Raw genomic sequence first — 15992 nt, forward strand, 5'->3', positions numbered from 1 at the left:
AACCCAATGCGAATAGCCGTTCCCGTCGAAATCGATGCTGATGAACCGCGCGTCGCGGCCACCGCGGAAACGGTCGGAAAGCTCATCAAGCTTGGTGCCACGGTCGTGGTGGCGCGTGGCGCGGGGATGCGATCGGGCATCCCGGATGCGGATTACGCGCAGGCCGGTGCCGAGCTCGGCGACCCGGCCGAGGTAACGCGGACAGCCGATATCGTCCTGAAGGTGCGACGGCCAAAGCCGGAGGAGCTGCAGGCCTATCGCCCCGGCACGCTGGTTCTGGCGATCATGGACCCTTACGGCCAGGAAGCCGCGCTGGCGCAGATGGCGAGCGCCGGGCTGGTGGCTTTCGCGATGGAACTCATGCCGCGCATCACCCGGGCGCAGAGCATGGACGTGCTGTCCTCGCAGGCAAATCTCGCCGGCTACCGCGCGGTGATTGACGCCGCCAGCAGCTATGGCCGCGCCCTGCCGATGATGATGACGGCGGCGGGCACAGTGCCGGCGGCGCGGATTTTCGTGATGGGCGTCGGCGTCGCCGGACTTCAGGCGATCGCCACCGCGCGCCGGCTCGGCGCCATCGTGACCGCGACGGATGTGCGGCCGGCGGCGAAGGAGCAGGTGGCCTCCCTCGGCGCCAAGTTCCTGGCGGTGGAGGATGACGAGTTCCGCCAGGCGGAGAGCGCGACGGGTTATGCGAAGCCGATGTCGGCGGAATATCAGGCCAAGCAGGCCGAGCTTGTGGTGGGCCATATCGCCAAGCAGGATATCGTGGTGACCACGGCGCTCATTCCAGGCCGCCCGGCGCCGCGACTGGTGAATGCGGCGATGGTCGCCTCGATGCGGCCGGGTTCGGTGATCGTCGATCTGGCGGTCGAGCGCGGCGGCAATGTCGAGGGCTCGGAAGCGGGGCGCGAGGTGGTGACGACGAACGGAGTGCGGATCCTGGGCCATGCCAATGTGGCTGGCCGGCTGCCGGCCTCGGCCTCAGCGCTCTATTCGCGCAACCTGCTCGCCTTCGTGGAGACGATGATCGACAAGACCAGCCAGGCCGTCAGTCCCAATTGGGACGACGAGCTGATCAAGGCCACGCTGCTGACGCACGACGGCCAGGTGGTGCATCCCAATTTCAAGGCGGCCTAGGTGGCCCGGCGGGAGAGTAACGACGCGGATCCTCGGCCAATGCCCAGGATGTCGAGGGAAGCGGCCGCCGAACGGCGCCAGGGGAAATCACGATGAACGAGAACGCCGATCATATCGCCACCGGCGCGGGGGCAGCCGCCCATGTGCTTACCTTGGGAGTGGTGGATCCTTTCATCTTCCGCTTCGCGATCTTCGTGCTGGCGATCTTCGTCGGCTACTACGTGGTGTGGTCGGTGACCCCCGCCTTGCATACGCCGCTGATGGCGGTGACGAATGCGATCTCCTCGGTGATCGTGGTCGGCGCGCTGCTCGCCGTTGGGGTTTCGCTGCATAACGTGATGAGCGGCGGCCCCTGGGTCGCGCGATGCTTCGGCTTCGTGGCGCTTGTGCTGGCGTCGATCAATATCTTCGGCGGCTTCCTGGTGACGCAGCGAATGCTCGGGATGTACAGACCCAAATCCGCGACCGCCGTGAAAAAGCACTGAGCGCGCGCCATGTTCATCGACATCGCTCAGCTTCTTTATCTCGCCGCCGGCATCCTGTTCATTCTGGCATTGCGCGGTTTGTCTTCGCCGAGTTCGTCGCGCCGCGGCAACCTCATGGGCATGGCGGGCATGGCGATCGCCATTCTCACCACGCTCGCGGCGGCGCCCTCCGACAGTCTCGGCGGCTGGCTGCTCGTGATTTTCGGTCTCGCCATTGGCGGCGGCATCGGCGCCGTGGTCGCGCGGCGCGTGGCAATGACGGCGATGCCGCAGCTCATCGCGGCATTTCATTCGGGCGTCGGCCTCGCCGCGGTCTGCGTCGCGGCGGCGGCGTCCTACGCGCCGCAAGCCTTCAACATCGGCATTCCGGGCCATATCGATGGCGGTTCGCTGGTCGAGATGTCGATCGGCACGGCGATCGGCGCCATCACCTGCACGGGCTCCGTGATCGCCTTCGCCAAGCTCAACGGCAATATGTCCGGCCGGCCGATCATGTTGCCGCAGCGGCACTTCATCAACCTGGCGCTTGTCGCGGCGATGGTGCTGTTGGTGATCCTGTTCCCGCTGACGCAGGCGCATATCGTGTTCTGGCTGATCGTGATCGCGGCTCTGGCTTTGGGCGTGCTCATGATCATTCCGATCGGCGGCGCGGATATGCCGGTCGTGGTGTCGATGCTCAATTCCTATTCGGGTTGGGCCGCTGCAGGCATCGGCTTCACGCTCGGCAACCTGGCGCTGATCATTACCGGCGCGCTGGTCGGCTCATCCGGCGCTATCCTGAGCTACATCATGTGCAGTGCGATGAACCGCAGCTTCGTCTCGGTCATTCTCGGCGGCTTCGGCGGCGAGGATGCGGTGGCGGGCGGCGGTGTGGTTGAGACGCGGCCGGTCAAGCAGGGTGCCGCCGAGGATGCCGCATTCATCATGAAGAATGCCGGCAAGGTCATCATCGTTCCCGGCTACGGCATGGCGGTGGCGCAGGCGCAGCACGCGCTGCGCGAGATGGCGGACCGCCTGAAGGAGGAGGGTGTCGATGTGCGCTACGCCATCCATCCGGTGGCCGGGCGCATGCCGGGCCACATGAACGTGCTGCTGGCCGAGGCGAATGTGCCGTATGACGAGGTGTTCGAGCTTGAGGACATCAACGCCGAATTCGGACAGGCGGATGTGGCCTTCGTGATCGGCGCGAATGACGTGACGAACCCGGCGGCGAAAACCGACCGCAGCTCGCCGATTTTCGGCATGCCGATTCTGGAAGTGGACAAGGCGAAGACGGTGTTGTTCGTCAAGCGCGGTATGGGCTCGGGTTATTCGGGCGTCGAGAATCAGCTGTTCTTCAAGGACAACACGATGATGCTGTTCGGCGACGCGAAGAAGATGGTCGAGCAGATTCTTAAGGCGCTGTAGGTGGGGGTTGGAGAGTGCGTGGCGGGCGCATTCTCCAATAGATTCGTCTCCTCGTCATGCTCGGCGAAGGCCGAGGATGACGTGGAGGCGATAGCCAAGTTCCGAAATTTTACTTATCGATGAACTGCGGATCGATGACGGTCGGATAAGTCACCGGCATTTTGATCTTGCCGAGCTTGCCCCAGATGTCGAGGCCGAGGGTGATGACCTTATCGGCCGGGCCGGGGTTCTGCACCGTGCCGAAATAGCTCTTGTTCATCGCCGCATCATAGAAATTCACGCCGCCCGCGGCAGCCGTGAAATCCGCTGGCTTGGAGAGATAGCCGCCGACGCTTTTCGCCATATCGGCGTAAGCCTCCGCCTGATGCGTCTTGGTGTATTCGACGGCTTTGAGCACGCCCGACACCATTGCATCGACATCCGCCGGCTGCTTCTGGATGACATCGCAACGGAAGATCAGCACGTCGAGAATGACGCCTGGCGTCGAGGCGCTGCTGACGAGAACCTTGCCCTTGTTGTGCTCTCGCACGAAGGAGAGATTGGGTTCCCAGGTGACGGCGGCGGGGATGCGGCCGGCGATGAAGGCGGCGGCGGCGGCGTCTGCCGTCATGTTCACCACCTTGAAGTCGCTTTGTGTCATGCCCTGCTGCGCGAGCAGATAGTTGAACCAGAACTGGCTCGTCGAGCCCTCGTTCATGGCGATCGACTTGCCTTTGAGGTCGGCGATGCTGGTGACGTCCTTGCCCGTCACCATGCCGTCGCCGCCATGGCTGTCGTCCAGCGCCATCACCGCCTTGAAGCAGAAATCCTTCGAGCGATACTTGAGAATTTCGTCGAGCGTGACCGCGGTGCCCTGGATCTGCCCGGCCGCCATGGCGCCCATCGAGAGCGTCGAATCACCGACGATCCGCAAATCGACGTCGAGACCCTTCTCCTTGTAGTAGCCAAGGTCGCGCGCGAGGAACATCGGGCCGTAACCGACCCAGGTTGTCATGGTTACCGTGAGGTGTCCTGCTTGTGCCGGCAACGCGAAGCCAAGGCCGGCGAGCGCTGTCGCCGCTAAGCCAGCAGCCGTGCGCCGAGCGCGTCGGCCGAGGCGAGATCCTAGTCCGGTCATCGACGTTAACTCCCTTGTTGTTAAGAATGGGTTTTGGAAACCGCAAGACGGCGAAACAGGGCGGCCGATCTGTGCGATGACATCAGTGGTCCTCGTCGATCTCATCCTGCAGCAGATGCAGGATGCGGCGCTTGATGGCGATGAACTCGGGGTCCATCACCATTTCCAGCGAACGCGGGCGGGGGATCGGAACATCGATCGTTTCCTTCATGCGCCCCGGCCGCGCGGTCATCACATGCACGCGGTCACCGAGCAGCACCGCTTCGTCGATATCATGCGTCACGAACAGCACCGTTTTGTGTGTGTGTTCCCAAACACGCAGCAACAGCTTCTGCATCACCGAGCGTGTCTGGCTGTCGAGCGCTCCAAAAGGTTCGTCCATCAGCAGGATCTGCGGATCATTGGCGAGCGCACGGGCGATCGCGACGCGTTGTTTCATGCCGCCGGAGAGTTGCTTTGGATAATGCTGCGCAAAAGCGACTAGCCCGACCTCGGACAGATAATGCGCGACGATCTCGCGGCGTTCCTTCGCGGGAACGCCACGCCGGCGCGGGCCGAATTCGATATTCTCGGCGACCGTCAGCCAGGGGAAGAGCGTGTAGGCCTGGAAGACCATGCCGCGATCGAGGCCCGGCCCATCCACCGGCTTGCCGCCGACCACAATCTCGCCGCCGGTTACATCGATGAGGCCGGCCGCGAGGTACAGCAGGCTCGACTTGCCGCAGCCGGATGGGCCGACGATGACGGCGAATTCCTTGTCGGCGACCTCGAAGGAAACCCCGTCGAGTGCGAGCGTCGTCTGCTTGCCGGTGACGTAGCTGAGCTCGACATGCCGCGCCTGCAACCGACCGGTACCTGCGGTCTGGCGAGGTTCTGACGTCAGAACAGCGCTCATTGCGCCCAGCCCGCGAAGCGCAGGCGCAACAGGCGGAAGAAGGAATCCGTGATGAGGCCGAGCAAACCGATGATGCCGATCGCCATGAAGATCACATCGACCTCGAAGCCGCGCATCGCCTGCATGCTCATATAGCCGAGACCGCTGCTGGCGGCGACGAGTTCCGCGACGACGAGGTAGGTCCAGGCCCAGCCCATGGTGATGCGCAGCGTGTCGATGATGCCCGGCCGCGCCGCCGGCAGCAGCACATGCAGCAGCACGTCCTTGCGGGAAGCGCCGAGGGTATAGGAGGCGTTGAGCATATCCTCGGGCACCGTGCGGACCACGTCCATGATCATGACGATCTGCTGGAAGAAGGTGCCGAAGATGATGATCGCCACGCGCTGGCTTAGGCCCAAGCCGATCCACAGGATGAACAGCGGCACGAAAGCCGTGACTGGCAGATAGCGGATGAAATTGACGATCGGCTCCAGCGCCGACTGCACAAGGCGGAAGGTGCCCATCAGCATGCCGAGCGGGACGGCGACGATCGACGAGATGAAGAAACCGAGCAGGATGACCTGCACGCTCGCCCAGATATTCGGCCAGATGCTGCCGTCCTGAATGACCGAGATGGTGCGCATGACCACAGCGCTCGGGGTCGGCAGGAAGATATCCGGCATCACCCCGCCATAAGTGAGGATCGACCAGACCAGCAGTACGACGAGCCAGACGGAGACGCCGGCGATCAGGGCGACGGTGCGGGAGACGGGCGCGCGGGGCGTCAGGGCACGGCTGGCGAAGGATCGGCGCCGTCGCGTTGCCACGGGCGCATCACGAAGGGGCGGGGGCGCGGCGGCTTCGGTCACAACGCTGCTCATGCAACAGTCACAGCAAGAACCGTGCCATTTGTCCATGAGGCTGGGAAGGTATGGCCTGTCATGGCAAAGGCCGGAACGGGGTCCGGCCTTTGCGTGATCTTGTTCTGTTCAGTCCGCAGTTGGCGAATAATGCGGCGGGAGACTCAGCTTTTCTTGAGACGCCGCTTATTGGCGGCGACGCGGGTCCGGTAGAGGCGGGTCACGGCGGCCGCGCCCTTATCGGGTTTGCCGGTGACGGCGGCTTGCCAGAGCAGGATCTGCGCCTCGGCCGCTGCCTGGACTTTCTCGGTCACCATGCGCCGCGATTCCGTGTGGCTGGCAGCACCGCCCCGTCCGATTTTGGCGAGGCGCATTGCCATCACCTGGGGCACATCCAGGGCGAGGCGGAAGGCGTCCGACATTCCGTAGCCCTTGCGTCGCGTCATCGATGGTCTCCCGTGGACTTACTCAGACCTCAGATGGGCTATGTGGGCAGCCTGCCAATGCGGCCAATCCAAAGATCCGTCATGGCACGCGAAGGCGTGCCATCCACGCCATGCCTTCGTGGAGTAAGCAAGGCGTGGATGCTCGGCCTTCGCCGAGCATGACGCGAGGGAATGACCAAGGTTCAAGCCAAAGACATCCGGCTCCAGACCGCGCCCATCCTAAGCTTGGCCTCTCAGGATTTCGCCATCGCGGCGCGGAGGTTGTCGTCGAGCTTGGCGAGGAAGTCCTGCGTTGTCAGGAAGGGCTGCTCGCGGGAGATCAGGCTGGAGAGATCCTTCGTCATGAACCCGGCCTCGACCGTTTCGACGCAAACGCGCTCCAGCGTTTCGGCGAAGGCGGTGACATCGGGCGTATTGTCGAAGCGGCCGCGATAGATCAGGCCGCGCGTCCAGGCGAAGATGCTGGCGATCGGGTTGGTGCTGGTTGGCCGGCCCTTCTGGTGCTCGCGATAGTGGCGCGTGACGGTGCCATGGGCCGCCTCGCTCTCGATCACCGTGCCATCCGGATTGAGCAGCACGCTGGTCATGAGGCCGAGCGAACCGAAGCCCTGCGCCACGATGTCGCTTTCCACGTCACCGTCGTAATTCTTACAGGCCCAGACATAGCCGCCGTTCCACTTCAGCGCGCTGGCGACCATGTCATCGATCAGGCGGTGCTCATAGGTGATGCCGAGCGCGTCGAACTGCGTCTTGAACTCGGCGTTGAAGATTTCCTCGAAGGTGTCCTTGAACATGCCGTCATAGGCTTTGAGGATGGTGTTCTTCGTCGAGAGATACACGGGATACTTGCGCGACAACCCGTAGTTGAAGCTTGCGCGGGCAAAGCCCTGGATCGAGGCGAGGGTGTTGTGGATGCCAAGTGCGACGCCGGGGCCTTTGAAGTCATGGACTTCGAGTTCCAGCGGAGCGCTGCCATCCGCCGGCACATAGTTCAGAGTGACGCGGCCTGGGCCGGGGATTTTGGTTTCGGCGGCACGGTAGATGTCGCCATAGGCGTGGCGGCCGATGACGATCGGCTCATTCCAATGCGGCACTAGGCGCGGCACGTTGCTGCAGATGATGGGCTCGCGGAAAATCGTGCCGTCGAGGATGTTGCGGATCGTGCCGTTGGGGCTGCGCCACATCTTCTTGAGGCCGAACTCGGTAACACGCGCCTCATCCGGCGTGATGGTCGCGCATTTTACGCCGACGCCATATTGCTTGATGGCGTTGGCGGCATCGACCGTCACCTGGTCGTCCGTCTGGTCCCGATACTCGATGCCGAGGTCGTAATATTTGAGGTCGATGTCCAGATAGGGGACGATGAGCTTGTCCTTGATGAAGCCCCAGATAATCCGGGTCATCTCGTCGCCGTCGAGCTCGACGACGGGGGTCTTCACCTTGATTTTGGCCATAGGGCAGCATTCCTTGCGTGTCTCGGAGGGCATCGGACTGTAGCGCTACGGCAAAATCGCACCTCACCCGAGCCTGAGCAACCCCAGGCGGCGCGCCGCAGCCTCAGCCTGAGCGGCGGCGCAACAGGCGGGCGAGGCTGAGAAGGCCGAGGCCGATCACCCCCGCAGCAATGGCGTTGCGGTGCCGGCTGGTCGCCATCTCCAGGCTTTGCGGCCGGGCTTGACTGTCGAAGCGGCCATGCGAGGTCGCGTGGCCCGGCACGCTCTCGAACAGGTTCGACGGCGGGTTCATCGGCAGCCGTTCCTCGGCCATTTGGGAGCTGTAGCCGAAATGGGCGAGGTAGTGGTCGAGCAGGCCGGGCGCGATCATGTTGCCGACGATCGCCTTGATCGAGGAAAAGCCGACCCAGACCTCTCGCCGGCGGCAGGTGGCGGCGAAAGCGATGGCGCGGGCGGCGACCTCCGGCTGGAAGATCGGCGGCACCGGCTGGGCGCGGTGGCCGGTCTTGTTCATTGCCCAGTCGAATTGCGGCGTGTTGACCGCCGGCAAGTGCACCATCGTGAGGTGGATCCTGGAGCGGTCGTGCAGCAACTCCGACCGTAGGGAGTCCGTGAAGCCGCGCACCGCGAATTTCGCGCCGCAATAGGCGGATTGCAGCGGCACCGAGCGATAGGCCAGCGCTGAGCCGACATTGATGATCGTGCCGCGGTCACGCGTTTTCATGCGTTCCAGTGCGACGACGGTGCCGTAAACCTGGCCGAGATAGGTGACCTCCGTCGCGCGGCGGAACTCGGCGGCGCTGATGGTGCCGACGGCGCCGAAGATCGTTGCCATGGCGGCGTTGATCCAGACATCGATGGGGCCGAGTTCGTTCTCCACCCGGTCGGCGGCCTGCTTGACCGCTTCGGAATCCGCGACATCGGTTGGAATGGCGAGAGCGCGCACGCCCATGGCACGCAGCTTGGCGGCGAGATCCTCCAACCGCTCCGCATTGCGGGCGAGGAGGGCCACGTCATCGCCGCGCCGGGCGAATTCGAAAGCGGTGGCGCGGCCGACGCCGGCGCTCGATCCGGTGATCACGACAATCCGCCCCATGCTCGTCTTCCCGTTGCCTTTTCCGGAAGCTTGGGCCGAGGCGGCAGGCTTCAACCGGTGCGTCGGGTCGGGGCATTGAAGTGATTGGCGGAAAGTCCCAGGCTAGGGGCGAAGGCCCGCGGCCGGAGGGTGCTCCGGCGGGTGAGATGGGCCGAGAGCACAGGGAGCATTCGCATGAGCGGCAATCGCGGCGTCGTCTATCTCGGACCCAAGCACGTCGAAGTGCAGGATATCCCCGACCCCAAGCTGCAGGCGCCCGACGGCCGCAAGATCGAACACGCGGCCATCCTTAAGATCGTCGCGACGAATATCTGCGGATCCGATCAACATATGGTGCGCGGACGGACGACGGCCGAGGCCGGGCTGGTGCTGGGCCATGAGATCACCGGCGAGATCATCGAGGTGGGGCGTGACGTCGAGATGGTCGCGAAAGGCGATCTGGTCTCCGTGCCGTTCAATGTCGCCTGCGGGCGCTGCCGCACCTGTCGCGCGCAGGATTCGGGCGTGTGCCTGACGGTGAACCCGGGGCGGCCGGGCGGCGCCTATGGGTATGTCGATATGGGCGGCTGGATCGGCGGGCAGGCGCGCTACGTCATGGTGCCCTATGCCGACTTCAACCTCATGAAATTCCCGGACAAGGCTCAGGCGATGGCCAAGATCCGCGATCTCACGATGCTGACCGATATCTTCCCGACCGGCTTTCATGGCGCGGTGAACGCCAAGGTCGGCGTCGGTTCCACGGTTTATGTGGCGGGCGCGGGACCAGTGGGGATGGCGGCTGCCGCCTCGGCTCGGCTCTTGGGCGCGGCGGTGACGATGGTGGGCGATTTCAACAAGGACCGGCTGGCCCACGCCAAGAAGATGGGTTTCGAACCGATCGACCTCGGGAAGCATGACCGCCTCGGCGAGATGATCGCCCAGGTGGTCGGCGTGCCGGAGGTCGATTCCGCGATCGACGCGGTGGGCTTCGAGGCGCGCGGCCATTCCGGTGGGGAGCAGCCGGCGGTGGTGTTGAACCAGATGATGGAGATCACCCGCGCGGCCGGCGCCATCGGCATTCCGGGCCTGTACGTGACGGCCGACCCGGGCGCCGTGGACGATGCCGCCAAGAAGGGCAGCCTGTCGCTGCGTTTCGGCGAGGGCTGGTCGAAGGCGCATAGCTTCCACACGGGCCAGACGCCGGTGCTGCGCTACAACCGCAACCTGATGCAGGCGATCCTCCATGGGCGCGTTAACATCGCCGAAATCGTTAATGCCCAGGTGATCTCGCTGGAGGAAGCACCGAAGGGCTACGAGACCTTCGATGCCGGCGCGGCGGTGAAGTATGTGATCGATCCGCATGGGCTGATCGCGAAGGCGGCATAGGCAGAGCGACGGCGCTTCGCCATCGTCAAGTCCGCGCCTTCGCGCTCACGCTACGAGCTCGGAAGGCGTGGACACTTGGCCCCTGCCGGGGTGGCCGTAGCGGCGCATGACGGAAGGGTGTTTGTTCGCAGACATCGAGACGGCCGCTGAGCTTTTGTGATCCTGGGGTGCGATGATCTATTGATTGAACCGCGCCGGGAGATCCGTCATGGCATGCGAAGGCGTGGATGCTCGGCCTGCGCCGCGCATGACGTGGTGGAGTGAGGACGGTTCAAACCAAAGACGCCCCGCTCTAGCTGGCGGCTTTGCCCGATCGTGCCATCAAGCCGCCAGCGATGATCAGGGCGATGCCGGCGAGTGCGAGGCCGTGCGGTAGATGACCGAAGAGAGTCGCGTCTAGCAGCACGGACCATAGGATGCCGCTGTACTGCCAAGGCGCGAGCTGAGAGACCTGGCCTTGCCGGATGGCCGCCGCGATGGTGGCGAGGCCCGCCGTTTGGCCGAGGGTGGCGGCCAGGATCAGCAAGGCGGCGAGCGGGCCGATTGGCCGCCACAGCAGCAGCATCGGCACGCCGAGAAGCACGATGCCGACCAGCGCCGCTTGCGCTACGGCATCGGCGGTGGTCGCCGCGTCCTTCAGCCGGCGGATCAGGATCTGGTAGATCGCATAGGTCAGCGCCGCGCCGAGTGATGCGGCGATGCCGAGCCAATGCAGATGCGCGCCGCCCCTGGGCCGCACGATCAGCAGCATGCCGAGGAAGCCGATCGCGACCGCGACCCAGCGCAGGGCGGGCACGCGCTCGCGCAGGACCAGCCCGCCGAGACCCGTCACCAGCAGCGGCGCCGTGAAGCCGAAAGCGCTGGCGATGGTCATCGGCAGCAGGCCATAGGCGAGAAACGCCAGGACACTGGACAGCACCAAAGCCGCCGCCGCAAATCGCTGCGCCCAGGCTTGCGGTGGGCGGAGAAGACGGCTCGGCGAGACGCGTAGGTTTCGGCGGGCCATGCCGATCCCCATCACCAGCGCCAGGCTGATGACCGAGCGCAGCACGAAAAGCTGCACGGCACCGTAGTGCCATGTGTCGATCAGCGTCTTGGTGATGGCGTAGCCGACGGCATAGAGCAGCGTCGAGGCCAGGACGAGGAGGATGGCGCGCGCGGCGCCCGGCCGAGCGAGACGGTCAAACAGGGCGCGCATGTTTCAGGTCAGGCGGCGGCCGCGGCCCCTTCGGTCTCGCCCTTGGGCGGGGGCGGCCAGACGCGCACCTTCAGGATGTGACGCGGATCGGCGTCCAATACCTGGAACTCCATGCCCGAATGCGGGTGGGTGATGATCTCGTTGCGTGCCGGCACGCGGCCCGCCAGCGTGAAGACAAGTCCGCCGACCGTATCGATTGACGAAGCGCGCTCCTCCGGCGTCAGCACCGGACCCAGCCGCTCCTCGAAATCCTCGATCGAACAGCGTGCCGCGACGTCCAGCGTGCCGTCCTGACGCTCGGTCACGAGCGGTCCCTCGACCTCGTCATGCTCGTCGGCGATGTCACCGACGATGGTCTCCACCAGATCCTCAATGGTGACGAGACCGTCGATGCCGCCATATTCATCGACCACCAAGGCGAGATGCACCCGCGCCTGGCGCATCTGGACCAGAAGGTCGAGGACCGGGGCCTGGGGCGCCACCATGAGCGGGCGGCGCAGCAGTTTCTCGAGCGAGAATTCCTCCGGCCGGCCGATATAGGCGAAGACGTCCTTGATGTGGACCATGCCGATAATGTCGTCGAGCTGGTCGCGGTAGATCGGCAGCCTTGAGTGCTGCTCCTCCCGCAGCCGGTGCAGCGTCTCGTCCAAAGTGAGATCCGCGCGCAACGCGACGATATCGGCGCGGGGGATCATCACGTCATTCGCCATTGTACCGCGCAGCCGCAGGATATTGGCGATCAGCAGGCGTTCCTGGCGGTCGAGTTCAGGCGCCTCGTCCGAGCCTTCCGGCGATACGGCCGCCTCTTCCACCAGTTCGGCGATCGATTGGCGCAGGGTCTGTTCGGTTCCGCGGCGTCCCAGCACATGCAGGAGGCGCGCGAAAAGAGATTGGTCAGGGGTACTCATCGTCCTTTCCAGGGGTTCGGAACGCCAATGCGGCGCAGGATGCGGGCCTCGCTCATCTCCATGTGCATCGCTTCGCCCGGGTGGTGGTGGTCCTCGCCATCGAGGTGAAGCACGCCATGGACCAGGAGGTGAGCCAGATGATGAGCCAGGGGGCGGCCCTCGGCGGCGGCTTCCCGCCGGATGACGCCGAGAGCCAGAATGATATTGCCGCCGGCGCCGGGATTGGCTGGCTCATAGGTTAGCACATTGGTCGGCTTATTGCGTCCCCTGTCGCGCGTATTCAGGATCTGCACGATGCGATCGCTGGTTAGCACAACACTGCTCACGGCGGCTCCGGGCGCCGCGGCACGCGCCGCGGCGACGGCGCGCAGAACTAAACGCTCAAGGTTCGGGACCAGGCGCCGCCACCCGCGCTCCTCGATGAAGATGCGCGGGGCGGCGGGGGGACTTGGAGGTTCCACTATCCGCGCTCGCGGGGGACCGGGGTAGGCCGCGAGTCCCGCTTCGCATCCCGTGCCGCCGTCGCGCGCTGGTCATAGGCCTCGACAATGCGGCCGACGAGCGGATGGCGCACCACGTCCTGCCGTCCGAAACGGGCGACGCCGATGCCCTGCACGCCCTCGACGGTCGCCAAAGCGTCGGCAAGGCCCGAGGTCACGCCCGTGGGGAGATCGACCTGGGTGGGGTCGCCAGTGATGACCATGCGCGTGCCCTCGCCCATGCGGGTGAGGAACATCTTCATCTGCATGGGCGTGGTGTTCTGCGCCTCGTCGAGGATCGCGAAGGCATGGGCGAGGGTGCGGCCGCGCATGAAGGCGAGCGGCGCGACCTCGATCTCGCCGGCGGCCATGCGGCGGATGACCTGATCGCCGGGCATCATGTCGTTCAGCGCGTCGTAAAGCGGGCGGAGATAGGGATCGACCTTCTCCTTCATGTCGCCCGGCAGGAAGCCAAGCCGCTCCCCGGCCTCGACGGCGGGGCGCGAGAGGATGATGCGGTCGACCTGGCCGGTCTGCAGCATCGCGACGGCCTGGGCCACGGCGAGGTAGGTCTTGCCAGTGCCGGCGGGGCCGACGCCGAAGACCATTTCGTGACGGCTCAGCATGTCCATGTAAGCGGTCTGGCCCGGGCTACGCGGCTGGATCGCGCCGCGCCGGGTGCGAATGGCGGGCAGATCGGCGAGCGGCAGACGGGGGTCGGAGCCGCGCGCACTCAGCCTGACGGCGGCATCGACGTCTCCGCCGGTGAGCTGCTGGCCGCGTTCGAGACGGCTGTAAAGCGTGTTGAGCGCCGCCTGCGCGGTCTCGACCTGCTCCGGATCGCCACTGATGGCGATGCGGTTGCCGCGGCAGGCGAGACGTACCCCGAGCGCCTGCTCGATGCGCATCAGGTGCCGGTCGTGATCGCCCAGAAGCTGCGACAAGAGGGCGTTGTTTCCGAACTGCAGTGTGACCGCTCGACCAAGCCCTGTCGGGGGCGGTGTGGCGGGCGGCTGGTCAGCAGCGGAGATCTGGGTCAAGCGGGCGCGAGCTCCTGTTTGGACGGTGTGAAGATAAGGGCGGCGGAAAGAGAGTTGGTGCTGGTGTGGGTAATCTTCACGGGCACCACCTCCCCCAACAGAGTCATGGGGCCATCGAAATGAATCGCTTGTAAATAAGGCGAGCGACCGCCGAGCTGGCCCGGGCGCCGGCCGGCATGCGTCACCAGGACATCGATGACGCGGCCGGTACACTCGGCGTTGAAGGCGGTCTGCTGATCGCGCAGCAGCGCCTGGAGTTCGGCGAGTCGATTGTCCTTCTCGCCTTCCGGCACGACACCCGGAGCACCTGCGGCGGGCGTGCCGGGGCGAGCCGAATACTTGAAGCTATAGGCCTGGGCGAAACCGATATCCTCGATCAGCCGCATCGTTGCCGCGAAATCGACGGCCGTCTCGCCGGGATGGCCGATGATGAAGTCCGACGAGAGTGCGAGGTCGGGGCGATGCGCGCGGAGGCGATCGATCAGCCGGCGGTAATCATCGGCGGTGTGCTTGCGGTTCATGGCGGCGAGGATGCGGTCCGAGCCGGATTGCACGGGAAGATGCAGGAACGGCATCAGCGCCGGGACATCGCCGTGCGCGGCGATGAGATCATCCTCCATGTCGCGCGGATGGGAGGTGGTGTAGCGCAGCCGGACCAGGCCGGGGATTTCGGCGAGCGCGCGGATGAGGCGGGCGAGGCCCCAGTCGCGGCCATCCGTGCCCTCGCCATGATAGGCGTTGACGTTCTGGCCGAGCAGCGTGAGTTCCCGCGCGCCATTCGCGACCAGGCGGCGTGCCTCGGCCAGGACGGAGGCGGCGGGACGGCTGGCCTCGGCCCCGCGCGTATAGGGGACGACACAGAAGGAGCAGAATTTGTCGCAGCCTTCCTGGACGGTGAGGAAGGCCGTCAGCGCGCCGGGGGCGGCTTGTTGCTCGGGCAGGAAGTCGAATTTCTGCTCGACCGGGAAGTCGGTTTCGATGACCGGGCCGGCGGCGCGGTGGGCGCGGGCGACCATCTCGGGCAGGCGGTGATAGGTCTGCGGGCCGAGCACGATGTCGACATAGGGCGCGCGAGCGGTGATCTCGGCGCCCTCGGCCTGGGCGACGCAGCCGGCGACCGCGAGGATGGTGCTTTTGCCCGCCGCCGCGCGTTCTTCCTTGATCAGCCTCAGTCGGCCGAGTTCGGAGAAGACCTTCTCGGCGGCTTTCTCGCGGATATGGCAGGTATTGAGAATGACCATATCGGCATCGGCCGGGCCATCAGCGGCCGTATAACCAAGCGGTGCCAGGACATCGGCCATGCGGCCGCTGTCATAGACGTTCATCTGGCAGCCCCATGTGATGACATGCAGGCGGCGGCGCGGCGTGACGGGCGAAAGGCGCGGTTCCACGGGGAGCTTCATCGGGCGAAGGATCCTGATCTGGCCGCCGCACTAAGGCGGGGCGGGGGACCAATCGCGTTCCGCGTGCTGACGGTCAAGCGCAAGGGCGCCATTGAGCTCCTGAAGGACGAGCCGAGTGTCGCAGAGTGCGGGGTAGGCCTGTCAAGCTTGGTGTGATGACAAGGCGAAGTCTGGCCGAAATGGTTAGGGTTTGTTTGTCGGCGCGAGCGGGCTAGATCACGGCGAATGGTTAATCTCCTCAAAGTGGCGGTGGGAATCCGCGATTCGGCGCATCTGCGGCAGGTCCAGCAGGAGCGCGCGGCGGCCGAGTCGCCGCTGCGCCACCGCACCCGGCATAGTCCCAAGCGGGCCGAGGAGGTCACGGATGGCGGCTCGCTCTACTGGGTTATCGGCGGGGTCATCACGATACGGCAGCGTATCATCGATATCCGGCCGGATCACCGGTCCGATGGATCGAATTGCGCGGCGCTGATCCTCGATCCCGAACTCATCGAGCTGGATGGCCGGATCGCCAAGCCGTTCCAGGGCTGGCGCTATCTGGAAGCGGCTAACGCGCCGCCCGATCTGGTCGCGGGGGCGGAGTATGGGCAAAGCCTGCCGAGCGGGCTGAGGCGCGCGCTCAAGGAGCTTTGCCTGCTGTAGCCTCGCGGGCGCGTTCATTGGACTTTCAGTGACGAGCCACCAGCGAAAATGTGTAGGGCAATGGGGCGCAGCTCGGAA

Annotated in this window: 16 protein-coding genes; 5 read left to right on the forward strand and 11 right to left on the reverse strand. The window is 65.2% G+C overall.

Translation table 11 applies throughout. The annotated features are described in order from the left end of the window. The first annotated feature begins 6 nt into the window (after nucleotides 1-6). The 3 genes from GSQ92_RS14630 (at nucleotide 7) to GSQ92_RS14640 (ending at nucleotide 3032) form a co-directional block, all read left to right on the forward strand. A complete protein-coding gene (locus GSQ92_RS14630) occupies nucleotides 7-1140 on the forward strand; it encodes a Re/Si-specific NAD(P)(+) transhydrogenase subunit alpha (RefSeq protein WP_159013635.1) in 1134 nt (377 codons plus the stop codon). Nucleotides 1141-1232: 92 nt separating this feature from the next. Next, on the forward strand, nucleotides 1233-1625 hold the full coding sequence (locus tag GSQ92_RS14635; protein ID WP_158806244.1) for a proton-translocating transhydrogenase family protein: 393 nt from the start codon (nucleotides 1233-1235) through the stop codon (nucleotides 1623-1625). 9 nt (nucleotides 1626-1634) lie between these two features. Then, nucleotides 1635-3032, forward strand: a complete 1398-nt coding sequence (locus tag GSQ92_RS14640; protein WP_158806245.1) for an NAD(P)(+) transhydrogenase (Re/Si-specific) subunit beta — start codon at nucleotides 1635-1637, stop codon at nucleotides 3030-3032. Between the two features lie 109 nt (nucleotides 3033-3141). Here GSQ92_RS14640 and GSQ92_RS14645 read toward each other — a convergent pair whose 3' ends face one another. The 6 genes from GSQ92_RS14645 to GSQ92_RS14670 form a co-directional block, all read right to left on the reverse strand. After that, nucleotides 3142-4149, reverse strand: coding sequence for an ABC transporter substrate-binding protein (locus GSQ92_RS14645; protein WP_159013636.1), 1008 nt, complete (start codon nucleotides 4147-4149; stop codon nucleotides 3142-3144). 82 nt (nucleotides 4150-4231) lie between these two features. After that, nucleotides 4232-5044: an ABC transporter ATP-binding protein gene (locus GSQ92_RS14650; RefSeq protein WP_158806249.1), complete on the reverse strand. Its 813-nt coding sequence runs from the start codon at nucleotides 5042-5044 to the stop codon at nucleotides 4232-4234. After that, on the reverse strand, nucleotides 5041-5904 hold the full coding sequence (locus GSQ92_RS14655) for an ABC transporter permease (RefSeq protein ID WP_158806251.1): 864 nt from the start codon (nucleotides 5902-5904) through the stop codon (nucleotides 5041-5043). Before GSQ92_RS14655 ends, GSQ92_RS14650 begins: the two co-directional genes overlap by 4 nt. 143 nt (nucleotides 5905-6047) lie before the next feature. Continuing rightward, on the reverse strand, nucleotides 6048-6329 hold the full coding sequence (locus GSQ92_RS14660; RefSeq protein WP_158806252.1) for a hypothetical protein: 282 nt from the start codon (nucleotides 6327-6329) through the stop codon (nucleotides 6048-6050). Between the two features lie 233 nt (nucleotides 6330-6562). Further along, complete coding sequence (locus GSQ92_RS14665) at nucleotides 6563-7783, reverse strand: NADP-dependent isocitrate dehydrogenase (RefSeq protein ID WP_158806255.1); 1221 nt, start codon at nucleotides 7781-7783, stop codon at nucleotides 6563-6565. 103 nt (nucleotides 7784-7886) lie between these two features. Next, nucleotides 7887-8879, reverse strand: coding sequence for an SDR family oxidoreductase (locus GSQ92_RS14670; RefSeq protein WP_158806256.1), 993 nt, complete (start codon nucleotides 8877-8879; stop codon nucleotides 7887-7889). Between the two features lie 174 nt (nucleotides 8880-9053). Between GSQ92_RS14670 and fdhA the strand changes: the two genes are divergently transcribed. Further along, nucleotides 9054-10244: a formaldehyde dehydrogenase, glutathione-independent gene (fdhA, locus tag GSQ92_RS14675; protein WP_158806258.1), complete on the forward strand. Its 1191-nt coding sequence runs from the start codon at nucleotides 9054-9056 to the stop codon at nucleotides 10242-10244. Between the two features lie 292 nt (nucleotides 10245-10536). Here fdhA and GSQ92_RS14680 read toward each other — a convergent pair whose 3' ends face one another. The 5 genes from GSQ92_RS14680 to miaB are packed head-to-tail and all read right to left on the reverse strand — an operon-like array spanning nucleotide 10537 to nucleotide 15272. Continuing rightward, entirely contained in the window at nucleotides 10537-11442 is a 906-nt protein-coding gene (locus tag GSQ92_RS14680) for a DMT family transporter (RefSeq protein ID WP_158806260.1), read from the reverse strand. An 8-nt stretch (nucleotides 11443-11450) separates the two neighbouring features. After that, nucleotides 11451-12350: a hemolysin family protein gene (locus GSQ92_RS14685; RefSeq protein ID WP_158806267.1), complete on the reverse strand. Its 900-nt coding sequence runs from the start codon at nucleotides 12348-12350 to the stop codon at nucleotides 11451-11453. Then, nucleotides 12347-12811, reverse strand: a complete 465-nt coding sequence (gene ybeY / locus GSQ92_RS14690) for an rRNA maturation RNase YbeY (RefSeq protein WP_158806270.1) — start codon at nucleotides 12809-12811, stop codon at nucleotides 12347-12349. The genes GSQ92_RS14685 and ybeY overlap by 4 nt, the downstream gene beginning before the upstream one ends. Further along, entirely contained in the window at nucleotides 12811-13869 is a 1059-nt protein-coding gene (locus tag GSQ92_RS14695; protein WP_371418091.1) for a PhoH family protein, read from the reverse strand. The genes ybeY and GSQ92_RS14695 overlap by 1 nt, the downstream gene beginning before the upstream one ends. Then, nucleotides 13866-15272, reverse strand: a complete 1407-nt coding sequence (gene miaB, locus GSQ92_RS14700; RefSeq protein ID WP_158806271.1) for a tRNA (N6-isopentenyl adenosine(37)-C2)-methylthiotransferase MiaB — start codon at nucleotides 15270-15272, stop codon at nucleotides 13866-13868. The genes GSQ92_RS14695 and miaB overlap by 4 nt, the downstream gene beginning before the upstream one ends. Nucleotides 15273-15497: 225 nt before the next feature. On the opposite strand from miaB, the gene GSQ92_RS14705 reads away from it, so the two are divergent. Continuing rightward, nucleotides 15498-15914: a DUF1489 family protein gene (locus GSQ92_RS14705; RefSeq protein WP_158806272.1), complete on the forward strand. Its 417-nt coding sequence runs from the start codon at nucleotides 15498-15500 to the stop codon at nucleotides 15912-15914. Nucleotides 15915-15992: the final 78 nt, after the last annotated feature.

This window comes from Acidisoma sp. S159, assembly GCF_009766125.1.
In the GTDB taxonomy this organism is placed as follows: domain Bacteria; phylum Pseudomonadota; class Alphaproteobacteria; order Acetobacterales; family Acetobacteraceae; genus Acidisoma.

Excerpts from the sequence above, each read along its gene's own strand:
- GSQ92_RS14630 (WP_159013635.1), top strand. The coding sequence starts at position 7 with ATGCGAATAGCCGTTCCCGTCGAAATCGATGCTGATGAACCGCGCGTC.
- GSQ92_RS14635 (WP_158806244.1), top strand. The coding sequence starts at position 1,233 with ATGAACGAGAACGCCGATCATATCGCCACCGGCGCGGGGGCAGCCGCC.
- GSQ92_RS14640 (WP_158806245.1), top strand. The coding sequence starts at position 1,635 with ATGTTCATCGACATCGCTCAGCTTCTTTATCTCGCCGCCGGCATCCTG.
- GSQ92_RS14645 (WP_159013636.1), bottom strand. The coding sequence starts at position 4,149 with ATGACCGGACTAGGATCTCGCCTCGGCCGACGCGCTCGGCGCACGGCT.
- GSQ92_RS14650 (WP_158806249.1), bottom strand. The coding sequence starts at position 5,044 with ATGAGCGCTGTTCTGACGTCAGAACCTCGCCAGACCGCAGGTACCGGT.
- GSQ92_RS14655 (WP_158806251.1), bottom strand. The coding sequence starts at position 5,904 with ATGAGCAGCGTTGTGACCGAAGCCGCCGCGCCCCCGCCCCTTCGTGAT.
- GSQ92_RS14660 (WP_158806252.1), bottom strand. The coding sequence starts at position 6,329 with ATGACGCGACGCAAGGGCTACGGAATGTCGGACGCCTTCCGCCTCGCC.
- GSQ92_RS14665 (WP_158806255.1), bottom strand. The coding sequence starts at position 7,783 with ATGGCCAAAATCAAGGTGAAGACCCCCGTCGTCGAGCTCGACGGCGAC.
- GSQ92_RS14670 (WP_158806256.1), bottom strand. The coding sequence starts at position 8,879 with ATGGGGCGGATTGTCGTGATCACCGGATCGAGCGCCGGCGTCGGCCGC.
- fdhA (WP_158806258.1), top strand. The coding sequence starts at position 9,054 with ATGAGCGGCAATCGCGGCGTCGTCTATCTCGGACCCAAGCACGTCGAA.
- GSQ92_RS14680 (WP_158806260.1), bottom strand. The coding sequence starts at position 11,442 with ATGCGCGCCCTGTTTGACCGTCTCGCTCGGCCGGGCGCCGCGCGCGCC.
- GSQ92_RS14685 (WP_158806267.1), bottom strand. The coding sequence starts at position 12,350 with ATGAGTACCCCTGACCAATCTCTTTTCGCGCGCCTCCTGCATGTGCTG.
- miaB (WP_158806271.1), bottom strand. The coding sequence starts at position 15,272 with ATGAAGCTCCCCGTGGAACCGCGCCTTTCGCCCGTCACGCCGCGCCGC.
- GSQ92_RS14705 (WP_158806272.1), top strand. The coding sequence starts at position 15,498 with ATGGTTAATCTCCTCAAAGTGGCGGTGGGAATCCGCGATTCGGCGCAT.